This is a genomic window from Nocardia asteroides (genome assembly GCF_021183625.1).
GTDB lineage: Bacteria > Actinomycetota > Actinomycetes > Mycobacteriales > Mycobacteriaceae > Nocardia > Nocardia asteroides_A.
Genome location: NZ_CP089214.1, coordinates 2,419,868 through 2,432,394, shown reverse-complemented (window position 1 = coordinate 2,432,394; position 12,527 = coordinate 2,419,868). Strand labels below are relative to the sequence as shown.

General features: G+C 71.8%; 13 protein-coding genes. 8 read left to right on the top strand and 5 right to left on the bottom strand.

Annotation, left to right across the window (positions count from 1 at the left end; all coding sequences use genetic code 11):
* Positions 1–38: 38 nt before the first annotated feature.
* The 6 genes from LTT61_RS11775 to LTT61_RS11750 are packed head-to-tail and all read left to right on the top strand — an operon-like array spanning position 39 to position 5,308.
* Positions 39–1,499 carry an ATP-binding protein gene (locus tag LTT61_RS11775; RefSeq protein ID WP_233019973.1) on the top strand — a complete coding sequence of 487 codons (1,461 nt, stop codon included), beginning with the start codon at positions 39–41 and terminating at the stop codon, positions 1,497–1,499.
* Complete coding sequence (locus LTT61_RS11770) at positions 1,499–1,924, top strand: roadblock/LC7 domain-containing protein (RefSeq protein WP_233019972.1); 426 nt, start codon at positions 1,499–1,501, stop codon at positions 1,922–1,924. Before LTT61_RS11775 ends, LTT61_RS11770 begins: the two co-directional genes overlap by 1 nt.
* Entirely contained in the window at positions 1,921–2,265 is a 345-nt protein-coding gene (locus tag LTT61_RS11765) for a DUF742 domain-containing protein (protein ID WP_233019971.1), read from the top strand. The genes LTT61_RS11770 and LTT61_RS11765 overlap by 4 nt, the downstream gene beginning before the upstream one ends.
* A complete protein-coding gene (locus LTT61_RS11760) occupies positions 2,240–2,845 on the top strand; it encodes a GTP-binding protein (RefSeq protein WP_233019970.1) in 606 nt (201 codons plus the stop codon). The genes LTT61_RS11765 and LTT61_RS11760 overlap by 26 nt, the downstream gene beginning before the upstream one ends.
* Entirely contained in the window at positions 2,842–4,083 is a 1,242-nt protein-coding gene (locus LTT61_RS11755) for a cytochrome P450 (protein ID WP_233019969.1), read from the top strand. Before LTT61_RS11760 ends, LTT61_RS11755 begins: the two co-directional genes overlap by 4 nt.
* A gap of 10 nt (positions 4,084–4,093) precedes the next feature.
* Positions 4,094–5,308 carry a cytochrome P450 family protein gene (locus LTT61_RS11750; protein WP_233019968.1) on the top strand — a complete coding sequence of 405 codons (1,215 nt, stop codon included), beginning with the start codon at positions 4,094–4,096 and terminating at the stop codon, positions 5,306–5,308.
* A 5-nt stretch (positions 5,309–5,313) separates the two neighbouring features.
* Here the strand turns inward: LTT61_RS11750 and LTT61_RS11745 are convergent, their stop codons facing one another.
* A complete protein-coding gene (locus LTT61_RS11745) occupies positions 5,314–6,732 on the bottom strand; it encodes an ArnT family glycosyltransferase (protein ID WP_233019967.1) in 1,419 nt (472 codons plus the stop codon).
* A 257-nt stretch (positions 6,733–6,989) separates the two neighbouring features.
* Here LTT61_RS11745 and LTT61_RS11740 point away from each other — a divergent pair, with 257 nt between their 5' ends.
* Positions 6,990–7,703: a 3'(2'),5'-bisphosphate nucleotidase CysQ gene (locus LTT61_RS11740; protein ID WP_233019966.1), complete on the top strand. Its 714-nt coding sequence runs from the start codon at positions 6,990–6,992 to the stop codon at positions 7,701–7,703.
* Here LTT61_RS11740 and LTT61_RS11735 read toward each other — a convergent pair whose 3' ends face one another.
* Entirely contained in the window at positions 7,704–8,393 is a 690-nt protein-coding gene (locus tag LTT61_RS11735; protein WP_233019965.1) for a winged helix-turn-helix transcriptional regulator, read from the bottom strand.
* Between the two features lie 92 nt (positions 8,394–8,485).
* On the opposite strand from LTT61_RS11735, the gene LTT61_RS11730 reads away from it, so the two are divergent.
* Entirely contained in the window at positions 8,486–9,601 is a 1,116-nt protein-coding gene (locus LTT61_RS11730) for an acyl-CoA dehydrogenase family protein (RefSeq protein WP_233019964.1), read from the top strand.
* A gap of 224 nt (positions 9,602–9,825) precedes the next feature.
* Here LTT61_RS11730 and LTT61_RS11725 read toward each other — a convergent pair whose 3' ends face one another.
* The 3 genes from LTT61_RS11725 to LTT61_RS11715 are packed head-to-tail and all read right to left on the bottom strand — an operon-like array spanning position 9,826 to position 12,438.
* On the bottom strand, positions 9,826–10,752 hold the full coding sequence (locus LTT61_RS11725; RefSeq protein WP_233019963.1) for a YihY/virulence factor BrkB family protein: 927 nt from the start codon (positions 10,750–10,752) through the stop codon (positions 9,826–9,828).
* A gap of 58 nt (positions 10,753–10,810) precedes the next feature.
* Positions 10,811–11,746: an NUDIX hydrolase gene (locus tag LTT61_RS11720; RefSeq protein ID WP_269821876.1), complete on the bottom strand. Its 936-nt coding sequence runs from the start codon at positions 11,744–11,746 to the stop codon at positions 10,811–10,813.
* Positions 11,692–12,438 (bottom strand): hypothetical protein, encoded by a 747-nt coding sequence (locus tag LTT61_RS11715; RefSeq protein WP_233019962.1) that lies wholly within the window; start codon positions 12,436–12,438, stop codon positions 11,692–11,694. The genes LTT61_RS11720 and LTT61_RS11715 overlap by 55 nt, the downstream gene beginning before the upstream one ends.
* Between the last annotated feature and the right edge of the window lie 89 nt (positions 12,439–12,527).

The window sequence follows — 12,527 nt, the reverse complement described above, 5'->3', positions numbered from 1 at the left end:
TCCCCCCGGTCCTCGAGTCCCTCAACACGAGAGAACTGATGAGTTCAGATTTTGCCGTGGTGCTTCCCTGGATCGTGACCGTCGTGCTGGTCACGGTCACCACGATCTACGCGGTGCAGGTAGTGCGCCGCAAGCAGTCCCGTATCGATGCGCTGATCGCCGAGCAGCGCCTGCACGACGAGGCGCTGGAGCGGCTCGCCGCTACCACCCTGCCCGCGGTCGCCGCCTCGGTGCGCAGGCACGAGCCCGCGCCTATCCCCGAAGTCGCGCCGGGCACCGAGAATTCACGGTTCGCCCAAGGTTTGCGGTGGACCGCCGAGCGCTATGCCGACGAGCTCAGGATGCTGCAGTCGGAGGTGCGCGACCAGACCATCCGGGACGCCGAAGAGAAGTCGCGGGTCGCGGTGCAGTCTGCCGAGGAGGCGGTGCGGGAGCGGTTGTCGAGTTCGGCGCGGGATGCCACGAGTGGTGCGGTGCGGTCGTTCGGTACGTCGGTGGTGAGTTTGGGTGCCGATGTGAGTCAGGTCGTGTCGGCGGCGTTGCGTGAGCATCGTGATGACGAGGTGTATGCGACGTTGACGCGGATCGATCATTCGGTGCAGCAGATGATCAGGCAGGCGCAGTCGTATGTGATCGTGTGTGGTGGTTTGCCTGGTCGTCGGTGGCCGTCGCAGTCGTTGACCGATGTGGTGGGTGGTGCGACGGGGCGGGTGCGGGATTATCTGCGGGTTCGGTCGAATCAGTTGGATCGGATGGTGATCTCGCGGGCGGTGGAGCCGTTGGTGCATACGCTGGCGACGTTGCTGGATAACGCGTTGCGGTATTCGCCGCCGACGTCGTATGTGGATGTCGGGTTTCAGGAGGGGCATCACGGGGTGACCGTGATTGTCGATGATGCGGGTGTTCGGATGAATTCCGAGCAGATGGAGGAGGCGCGTCAGGTTCTGGCGGGGGAGCGGTCGGTGGATATCCATCAGCTGGGTCCGTCGCCGAAGGTGGGTTTTCCGGGTGTGGCGGCGCTTGCTCGGCGGTATGGGTTCACGGTGTATATCGATGGGCCGAATGCGTATGGCGGTATGCGGGCGATGGTCTACATCCCCGAGACCCTGCTGATCACCCCGCCTCCCGCAGCGCCCGCCCCCGAGCCCATCGAGATCCCCGCGGCGCCGATCGCCCGCAGCACCGCCGACCGCTTCGGCGCGCAGCAGCAGAACGGCACCCCGCAGCCCGTCGCATCGGTGCGCGCCGAGCCGGTGGTCGCCGCGGTGCCGAGCCCCGAACCGGCATCGGATCCCGAGCCGGAGGCGTCGGTGCGGGAGATCGCGGGCGGTGGTCTGCCGCGGCGCAGGCGCCGGGCGACCGTCGCCGCGATGGTGAAGACGAGCGGTCCGCGGACCGATCCCGGGTTGGCGCGGCCGGATATCGCGGCGGCGTGGCAGTCCGGTTCCAAGAGCGGCCGTGCCGCCGCATCCGAACAGACGGAAGGGACGACATCCTGATGGGCACACCGAGCGTGACCGACAGCAGCAACAAACTGGGGTGGCTTCTCGAGGATCTCGAGGTGCCCGGGGTCCGGTTCGCGGTGCTGTTGTCCGATGACGGGTTGCGCATTGCGCACAGTGCGGGGATTTCCAAGGATGACGCCGAGCGGTTCGCCGCGGCGGCGTCGGGGTTGCGGTCGCTGGGCAAGGCGCTCGGTGAGTTCTGCGGGACCAGCGGTAACACGGTGCGGCAGAACATGACCGAGTACGACGAGGGCATGATCATGATCACCGCGGCAGGCGAGGGTGCCCTGCTCGGCGTGGCGACCACCGTCGATCTGGATGTCGGGCTGATCGCGCACCGAATGAACGAGCTCGCCGCCCGGGTCGGGCACGAGCTGGCCAGCGCGCCCCGGCGGAGAGACGACGGCGGTCTGCGGTGAGCGGCCGCGACCCCGATCTGGTCCGCGCCTACGTCCGCACCGGGGGCCGCACCCGCGCCACCCGGCTGCTCGATCTGGTGACGCTGGTCGTCGCGGGTTCCGAGCCGCCCATCGGGCTGGCGCCGGACGCCCGCCGCGTGCTGTCGCTCTGCAGTACCAAGGGTTCGCTGTCGATCGCCGAGGTGGCGGCGTATCTGGATATGCCGCCGTCGGTGGTGAAGATCGTGGTGTCGGATCTGCTCGACAGTGAGCATCTTTCCAGTCCGCGGCCGTTGGAAGCGGTGCCGGATATCGCTCTGCTCGAGGAGGTTCTCAATGGGCTCCGTGCTCTCCCGGCCTGACCGGTCGGTCGATTATGTGCCGGAGACGGTGACGCGGTCGGTGAAGTTGCTGGTGGCGGGGAATTTCGGGGTCGGGAAGACCACGTTCGTCAACAGTATTTCCGAGATTCGGCCGTTGCGGACCGAGGAGACGATCACCGAGGCCAGTGTCGGGGTGGATGACATGGCGGGGTTGCCGGGGAAGTCCTCGACGACGGTGGCGATGGATTTCGGGCGGATCACGTTGAATCCGCAGTTGGCGTTGTATTTGTTCGGGACTCCGGGGCAGCAGCGGTTCGTGCCGTTGTGGGAGGAGTTGGCGCGGGGGGCGTTGGGGGCGTTGGTGTTGATCGATACGCGCCGGATCGACAAGGCCGATGAGGTGTTGTCGGTGTTGGAGGAGCGTGGGGTTCCGTATGCGGTGGGGATCAACGAGTTCGACGGGTCGCGGACGTATCCGTTGGAGGAGGTCCGCGACGCGCTCGACCTCGCCCCGAGCACCCCGCTGGTCCACCTCGACGCCAGGGATCGCGGTGCCTGTCTGCGTTCGCTGATCACCCTCGTCGAATTCCTGTTCCACCGTCTGGAGTTTCAGCAATGAGCCAACCCGCACCCGGGTGCCCCGTCCCGCACGGGTCGCCGTTCGACACCGAGGGGCCCAGGTATCCGCTCTGGTCCGATGAGTTCGCCGCCGATCCGCACAGCGCGTACCGCGAGATGCGCAGGCGCTTCGGGTCGCTGGTGCCGGTGGAGCTCTCGCCCGGCGTCGCCGCCACGCTGGTGATCGGGTACCGCACCGCGGTCCAGATCCTCAACGACCCCGACCACTTCCCGGCCGACCCGCGGATGTGGCAGCGCGACGCCCCGAGCGACTGCCCGGTGCTGCCCATGCTGGAGTGGCGGCCGAACGCGCTGCGCAGCGCGGGCGCCGAGCACGCCAGGTACCGGGCCGCCAGCGTCGCCGCGCTCGCCGACGTGGACATGCACGGGGCGCAGCGCGCCGTCGAGCGGATCGCCACCCCGCTGATCAACAGCTTCTGCGAGGTCGGCTCGGCCGACCTGGTCGGCCAGTTCGCGTTCCCGCTGATCTTCGCGGTCGTCAACGAGCTGGTCGGCTGCCCGCCGGAGATCGGGCAGACCATCGCCGAGGGCATGGCGCTGGTCTTCGACGTCGAGCACGCCGAGAAGGGCGCGGCGATGTTCACCGCGGGGCTGCACGAGCTCGTGCTGCTCAAGCGCCGCGACCCCGGCCCCGACATGGCGTCCAGGGTGGTGCACCACCCGGCCGGGTTCGACGACAACGAGGCCATCCAGCAGCTGCTCACGCTGTACGGCGCCGGGATCGAGCCGATGATGAACCTGATCGTGAACACGGTCCGGCTCATGCTCACCGACGAGCGGTTCGGCGGCAAGATGCTCGGCGGCAGCCTCTCCACCAGGGACGCGCTCGACGAGGTGCTCTTCACCGACCCGCCGCTGGCCAACTTCTGCATGACCTACCCGCGCCAGCCGATCCTCATCGACGACGTCTGGCTGCCGGCCAACCAGCCGGTGCTGATCAGCATGGCCGGCGCCAACAACGACCCGGCCATCGACGCGGGCCGCTACACCGACAACCGCTCGCACCTGGCCTGGAGCGCGGGCCCGCACGCCTGCCCGGCCCGCTCGGTGGCCTATTTGATCGTGCAGGACGCGATCGATCTGCTGCTCGACGCGCTGCCCGAACTCTCGCTCGGCGTGCCGCCGGAGGCGCTCGCCTGGCGGCCCGGCCCGTTCCACCGGGCTCTGGTCGCGCTGCCGGTCACCTTCCCACCCTCTCCACCGCTGCAGAGTTACTGAGGAGCCCGCCATGGCCCAGCCACCCCTCGTCCTCGACCCGACCGGCGCCGACATCCAGGGCGAGGGCGCGCGGCTCCGCGCGCTCGGCCCGGTCACCCGGGTGCAGCTGCCCGGCGGGATCGCCGCCTGGTCGGTCACCGACGCGGCGCTGCTGAAGGGGCTGCTCGTCGACCCGCGGGTCTCCAAGGACGCGCGACAGCACTGGCCCCCGTTCATCGCGGGCGAGATCGCGGCGGATTGGCCGCTGCTGCCGTGGGTCGCGGTGACCAACATGCTCAGCGCCTACGGCAAGGAGCACCGCAGGCTGCGCAAGCTGGTGGCGCCCGCCTTCACGCATCGGCGCACCGCCGCGCTGCGGCCCCGGATCCAGGCCATCGCCGACGAGCTGCTCGACGAGCTGGCGGCGGCGGACGGGGTCGTCGACCTGCGCGAGGGGTACGCCTATCCGCTCCCGATCCGGGTGATCAGCACCCTGATGGGGGTGCCGGAGCAGCTGCACGCCGGACTGCGGAGCTGCGTCGACGGCTTCTTCGACACGTCGCTGCCGCCCGAGGCGGCGCAGGCCAACTACGCCGAGATGTACCGGCTGCTCGGCGAGCTGGTCGAGATCCGGCGCGCCGAGCCCGGCGACGACATGACCAGCCTGCTCATCACGTACCGGGACGAGGAGGACGGCGGCAGGCTGAACGAGCAGGAGCTGCTCGACACCCTGCTGCTGGTGATCGGCGCCGGTCACGAAACCACGGTCAACCTGCTCGACCAGGCCATCCACGCGCTGCTCACCCGGCCCGCCGAGGCCGATCGGCTGCGCTCGGGCGCGGTGCCGTGGAGCGATCTGATCGAGGAGGCGCTGCGCTACGAGGCGCCGCTGGCGCACCTGCCGCTGCGCTTCGCGGTGGAGGAGCTCGAGGTCGGCGGGGTGCGGATCGCGGCGGGCGACGCCATCCTCGCCAGTTACGCGGCGGCCAACCGGGATCCCGCGGTGTACGGCGCGAACGCCGACGAGTTCGACCTCACCAGGTCGGCGAAGGAGCACCTGGCCTTCGGGTACGGCACGCACCACTGCCTCGGTGCGCCGCTGGCCCGGCTGGAGGCCGAGATCGCGCTGCCCGCGATCTTCGCGCGCTTTCCGGCGATGCGGCTCGCGGTGTCCGAGGGGGAGCTGGGGCGGGTGCCGAGCTTCATCTCGAACGGGCACAGGCGGTTGCCGGTGCTGCTGGGCTGATGCCGTCAGCCGACGTTCAGGTGCCGTAGCCGGGGCCAGAGCTGCGGCCAGGGTTCGCCGCGGCCGGTGCAGTGCCACACCGCCATCTCCTCCTGGACCGGGCGCAGCTCCCGGCAGTCGGCGAAGTGCGGGCGCAGCTCGTCCGGTGCCTTCCCCACGTAGAGCACATCGCGGGCGGAATCCGGTGGCGGATCGAAGTATCCGTAGCTGCGGTTGGTGCTGTACGCGGGGGTGAGCCGCGGCGCGTAGAGGTCGATGTAGGCGGCGACGATGTAGGACTCGCCGAACACCGCCGTCCGCTCCCGTTCGGCGGCGGGCAGCTCGTCGTAGGCGCCTACCGCCTCGCGCGCGATGTGCTGCGGCACATCGGGTTTCGCGGAGACCACGGAGAAGGCGAGCATGCCGGCCGCCGCGGCGGCGCTCAGCGCGAAGCCGGGCCAGACCACCCAGCCGAAGCGGCTGCCCGCCAGCCTGCGCTGCTGCAATCCGAGCGCGCCTGCCGCGAAGAGCACGCCGTACAGGCCGTTCAGGTAGTAGGGGCGGCCGACGGTGACCACGAAGAAGACGTACAGCACCACCGCGGTGACGCCGAGGAAGCGCAGCTCCGGCGTGCGGAGCAGCCGCCACGTCCCGTACAGCGCCAGCGCTGTTCCGGCGATGCCTGCCATGACGATCAGCGCGATCGCGACGCCGGGCCGCCCGCCGTACAGCGCGTCCGCCTCGCTCGCCACGATCTCGCCCATGCGCAGCTGCGGCCAGCCGTTGCGCGCCTGCCACCAGAGCGTCGGCAGCGCCAGCAGCAGCGCGATTCCGGCGCCCGCCCAGAGCAGCGGGCGGCGCAGCAGCTCGCGCGGCCCGCAGGCCAGCAGGCTCGCCGCGAGTACCGCGCCGAGCAGCACGACCTGGAACTTGGTCTGCACGGCGAGCCCCGCGGCCACGCCGAGCGCGAGCAGCAGCCGGTCGTCGCGCAGCCGGAGCCAGCGCACCAGCAGCCAGAGGATCAGCAGCCACTGCACCGGTTCCAGGGTGTACGGGGTGAGCCAGTGCCCGGCCATGGTGATCCACAGCGTCGTCGCCTGGGCCAGCGCGGTGACGAGCTGGGCACGCCGGTCGCCGCCGAGTTCCCTGGCGATGAGCGCGGCGAGCACCACGGCTCCCGCGGTTGCCAGGATCGCCGGGAGGCGCAGGATCAGAATGTTGCCGGGGGCCAGCCAGTCGACGGCGGCTGCCAGTGCGGGGGTGATCGGCGGCTGGTCGGCGGAGCCCAAGTCCAGGTGATCGCGGCCGATCGCCAGCATGTAGGCCTCGTCGAACCAGTAGCCGCCGCCGATACCCGCGGCCACCAGTTGCACCAGCCCGACGACCGCCGCCACCAGCAGCACCGGGCGGGCCGCGAACTCCGTTCCCCGTTCGGTCGCGCTCATGGATTCGATTCTGCGGCCGGGCCGCGGTGGGCGCATCCGCCGCGCGGGGTGGGTGCGGATGGGCACCGGGGAGGGATGCGCCCGCGGCGGGCTCATCCTCGAGGATGAATCACCGCCACGCGACCACCCGGAGGTGTTTCAGCTCCGGGTCGGCGGCGTCGCGATCGAGGGGCGATAACGCCCTGTAAGCCCCCGGTGGCGCGGGTGCGGCATCGCGGAGGGTGACAAAACGATCGTTCCCGGCGAGAGTGAAGCGGGTGAACGACCACGAACTGGCCGCGTCCCTCGCCGCCGAAGCCGGCGAACTGCTGCTCCGCATCCGGGATCAGGGCGGCGCCGCGGGCGACCGGCAATCCAACGCGCTGCTGCTGGAGCGGCTGCGCGCGGCCCGGCCGGACGACGCGGTGCTCTCCGAGGAGGCGCCGGACGACGCGGCCCGGCTGCGGTACGAGCGGGTCTGGATCGTCGACCCGCTCGACGGCACCAGGGAGTACGGCGAGGCCGGTCGGGACGACTGGGCAGTGCACGTCGCGCTCGCGGTGGACGGGGTGGCCGTGCTCGGGGCGGTGGCGCTGCCCGCGGCCGGGATCGTGCTGCACACCGGGGAGCCGCCGGTGCTCGCGCCCGCGGAGCCGGGGCCGATCCGGGTCGCGGTGTCGCGGAGCAGGCCCTCCGCGCGAGTGACGGCGCTGATCGGGGCGGTCGCGGGTCGGCCGGTGCCGATGGGGTCGGCGGGGGCGAAGGCGATGGCGGTGGTGCGCGGGGTGGCCGATGTGTACGCGCACTCCGGCGGGCAGTACGAGTGGGATTCCTGCGCGCCGGTCGCGGTGGCCGCGGCGGCCGGGCTGCACGTCTCCCGGCTGGACGGCAGCCCGCTGCGCTACAACCGCCCCGACCCGTACCTCCCCGACCTGGTGATCTGCCGCCCCGAACTCGCCGACAAGGTGCTCTCCGCCCTCGGCGCCGGCTGATCAGGCGCTCGCCTCCACCGGCAGCGGCACCGCGAGGTAGGGCGCGATCGGGCTGAGCCGCAACACATTCGGCATCCGTCGGGTGAGCGAACTCGGCCCGGCGAAGTCCAGCCGCCCGGTGCGGACGGCGTGCCCGAGGGGCATCCGCCCCAGCCACACCTGGTACAGCCCGGCCACATCCGCGGTGATCGTGACGTCCACCTCGAACCCGGGATCGGTGGTGCAGACCGATGGCGCGCCCCGATCGACCACGATCCAGAACCGCCGCGCGTCGTCGGTGAACCGCACCGCGAAGACGTGCCGGAAGCCGGGCAGCTCGGCGGTGTCCAGCCGGGTGTGCATCCACCAGACCAGCAGGTCGGCGTCGAGCTCGCTGGGATCCGGTGCGCCGAAGGTGTGCTTGGCGCCCCACTCACCCAGCCCGAAGAGCACCGGCTCCAGATCGGTCCCCGCCTCGGTGAGCAGGTACCGCACCCCCGCCTTCTCGACCAGCCCGGCCCGCTCGAACTGCCGCAGCCGCTTGGCCAGCAGGCTGCGGGAGAGCCCGGGCAGCCCGCGGGCCAGGTCGTTGAAGCGGGTGCTGCCCAGCAGCAGATCGCGCAGGATGAGCAGCGACCAGCGCTCGCCGAGCAGCTCCAGCGCACGGGAGATCGGGCAGTACTGGCCGTAGCCTGCGGTCGGTTCGGGCATGGGTGGCACCTCGCGGAGGGGTCTGTTTCGTGTACCGGACGGGTCCATTTCCTGGACTATCCGGTTATCGCGGAGCTTTCTAACTTCGAAACATGACCACCATCGAAACCACCACCGTGAATTGGCTCGACCGCGCGAAGGCGGTCGGCGAGACCCTGCTCCCCGGCGTCGCCGAGCGCGACCGCACCGGGGAGATCGCCCCCGCGGACACGCTGCGCGGCCTGATCGGGGCAGGCGTCCCGGCCGAGTTCGGCGGCGGCGGCGCCACGCACGCCGAGATCGGCGCGATACTGCGCGAACTCGGCAAGTACGACCCGTCCACCGCGGTCACCTTCGCCATGCACAGCCACCTGGTCGCCACCCAGGTGTGGCGGCACAAGCACGGCGCCGACGCCTCCGGGGTGCTCACCAAAGTCGCGGGAGGCGCGATCCTGGTGAGCACCGGCGCCTCGGACTGGGTGGAGTCGAGCGGCACCGCCGAGCGGGTGGACGGCGGCTACCGGGTCTCCGCGCGCAAGGCGCCGGCCAGCGGCTGCGAGATCGGCACCATCCTGGTGACCAGCATCCGCTGGGACAGCGGGCCGGAGGGGCCGCGGGTGCTGCACTGCGCGGTGCCGCTGAGCGCGCCCGGCCTCCGGATCGAGCAGACCTGGGACACCATCGGGCTGCGCGCCACCGGCTCGCACACCGTCGTCCTGGATGACGTCTTCGTCCCGGACGCCGCGGTCTCGCTGATCCGCCCGGTCGACGCCTGGCCGCCGCTGCTGAACACCGTGATCGGCGCAGCCATGCCGCTCATCACCGCCGCCTACCTCGGCATCGCCGACGGCGCGGTGGAGACGGCGCTGCGCCTGGTCGCGGGCCGCACCGACCAGCACGTCCTGCAACTGACCGGCGAGCTGGTGAACGCCCACACCACCGCCGAAGACGTGGTCGCCGCCATGTTCGCCGGTTCGGACGACCTGAACTTCGCGAACACCGACGCCTACGCCGCGCGCACCCTGAGCCGCAAGACCGTCGCGGCCGAGCAGCTGATCGCCACCGTGCGGCTGGCCATGGAGACGGTCGGCGGGGTCGGCTACTCGCGCGGCTGCGATATCGAGCGGCGCTACCGCGACGTGCACGGCATCCTCTTCCACCCGCTGCCGCGCGCCAAGCAGCTGCTGTTCAGCGGCCGGGTCGCGCTCGGGCACGGCCCGCTCGGCTGAAAACTGTTGCCGCGGGTTGATCACAGAGTTGGTATGGCCGCGATCGAGTCGGTGCTTGCCGTGCCGGGGCGCAGGCACGGGCCGCGGGTCGCCGTCCGGGCTGTACAACGGCACGATCCGCGGCATTCTCGGGATGCCGGGCGCGGCTGCCGAGGTGGCGGCAGCGCGGCAGCGGGCCCGCTAACTCGGTGCTGGCCCCTACGAGCGGCGCGCCGCCGAGCGGCTCAGCGGCCGGCCGTTCGGTCCCGATTGAGCCTGCGGGTCGGTTGCCGCGGCACCGCGCCGGGGTCGGGGGCGTTGTAGGCGGCGCCGAGCAGCAGCGCGAAGTGCGTGATCCACACCCACACCAGCAGGATGACGGCCGCCGCCAGCGAGCCGTACAGCCGGCTGTAGGAGCCGAAATGCTCGACGTACAGGGTGAATCCGAGGGAGGCGGTCAGCCAGACGGTGAGCGCGAGCAGGCTGCCGCGGGCCAGCCGCCGGTAGCGGGTGCCGTGGCCGTGCAGCACCAGCCGGTACAGCAGCACCACCAGGGACGCCATCACCGCGAGCAGCAGCGGCCACTTCAGGATCGGCCACGTCGCCGCGACCTCCTCGCCGAGCCCGAGCCGCCGGCCGATCCCGGTTGCCATCTCGCCGGTGGTGACCACCGCGACCAGGCAGCAGGCGAGCAGCGGGAACGCCACCGCCGCGAGCACCGCGCGCAGCAGGATCGTGCGCTTGCGCGGCTGGTCGCCGACGATCCCGTACATGGACTGGATCCCCTGCACCAGCGCGCCGAGATACCGGGTCAGGATCCACAGCGTCACCGGAAGGCCGAGCAGGATCAGCGGCGCCGAGAGCGCCGAGCCACGCAGCTCATGGAGCGTATCGATGAGCAGCTGCGCGCCCGGGCCGGGGCCGAGCGTGCGGAACTCGTCCACCAGCGGATCGGTGACCGACTGGTTCAGCGCGCCGACGATCGCCAGCATGGTGGTGAGGGTCGGCAGCGCCGCGAGCACCGCGTAGAAGGTGAGCGTCGCGGCGTGGTCGGCGAGGGTGTCGTCGAAGATCAGGTCGAAAAGGTACCTGGCCAGTTGCCCGCGCGAGCGCCGGACCGGCGCCGTCGGTGCGACGACGGCGTCCAGCGGTACCTCCGGTACGACGGTCACGGCTTCCCCCTTGTCCTGTCCGGGATTACCCGGCGTGCTCCCGGTCAACCGGGCCGTGTCAGCGGTGCGTCCAGTCCGGCTGGGCGAAGTGCGCGACCCGCGATTCGCCCGGGGTGCGGCCGAGCAGGACCACCTCGCGGAACTGGAAGAGCAGGGCGCCGGTCGGGGCATGGATGGTCATGCCCGGGCCGAAACGCATCTGCAGCATACGGATTCCGGTCGCCGGGGCGGGGGTGGCGCCGGGCGGCGGGCCGCCGGGGACGGCCTCCTCGGGGGAGACCCAGTGCGGGACGTCCGGCTCGGCCAGCCTGCGCAGCCCGACCCGGTGCACCGAGTGCACCTCGTCCGGGGCCGGGCGCAGCTCGGTGAGGTCGCGCAGCGCCACCACGAACGGGGTGATGGCGAAGCCGGAGGCGGCCGGGAAGTCGTCGAGCGCGCCGATGACGTCGCTCTCCTCGGCCGTGATGCCCAGCTCCTCGGTGAGTTCCCTGAGCGCCGCGGCCCGCGGCGTTTCGCCCGGTTCAAGCCGGCCGCCGGGCAGCGCCCACTGCCCGGCATTGCGGCCGCGGTAGGCGCGCCGGATCAGCAGCACCGAGAGCGGCCCCTCCGGCTCCGCCGCCACACACAGCGCCACGGCGGCGCGGCGCAGCCCGGGAGCCTCCGGCACCTCCGCGCGCTCGAACCCGTCCAGCCGGGCGTGCGCGAGCGCGCGGAATTCGGTCGTGCTCGCCGGGATGGGGTCTGGGCTCATGCCCTCGATAGTGCCGTACCGGCGGTCGGGCGGCAGCGCCGCGCCCTCGGTCCGGAAGATGCCGAGCAGCAGGTCGACGGGGCGCGGGGTCCGTCCCCGCTGGGACGGCCGTGCGAGCAGGTCGACGGGGTGGCCGGTCAGCGGTCGGCACCGGGGCAGCCGTGTGAGCGGGTCGAGGTGGCGGCCGGTCAGCGGTCGGCGCAGGGGCAGCCGTGCGGGCGGGTGGCGGCCCGATCCCGCCACAGCCCGAGGATGTCCGAGCGGAACGGGCCCGCGGGTGCGGCCGGGCGGCGGCCGGCGGCCACGTGCGCGGCCAGCGCGGCGAGCCTGCGGGCCGCGCGCTGCGACCAGCCGTGCGCCAGGCACCAGGCGTAGAGCTGCTCGCGGGTGCAGCGGTGCCCGCCCTCGTGCGCGATGACCAGCAGCGCGACCGCGTCGCGGCGGGATTGCAGCCCGGCCAGCGGGCCTGCGGGGTTCACCAGCCCGCTCAGCGTGGTGAGCGCCTCGGCGATCACCGGATCCAGCGCGGGCTCGCACTTCGGCGCCGCCTCGGCGCCGAGCAGGTGCGGGTGCGCGGCCTTCGCCCACACCCCCACCTCGGCGAGGTCGTCCGGTACGACGCAGAGCCCGCGGGTGCGCGGGTCGGCGGCGATCGTCGCCAGCTGCTCGGCCTGCGGCCAGGCGGCCAGGACGACGCCGCCGTGCCAGTTCCGGTCCGGCGCGGGCGCGGTGGCGACCGGGAGCCGCGCGTCCGCAACGAAGGCGCGCAGCCACGCACTCGTGCGCACCCTGGCTTCGTCGGCAACGAAGACCAGCGGAATTCCGCCGAATTCGCGCGAGGCGTGCAGCACCCAGGCGATCGCGTCCGCGACCACCGAATCCTTTCCCGGTGCGGTGATGGCGACCGGATAGGAACACCGAATATCTTCATGCACCCGGGCATCCTCACACCGTTTCCGGGCGGCGGCATACCGCATGGTCGGCATTGGCGAGAAACGCCACTCTTGATAGCGAACGCGAATGT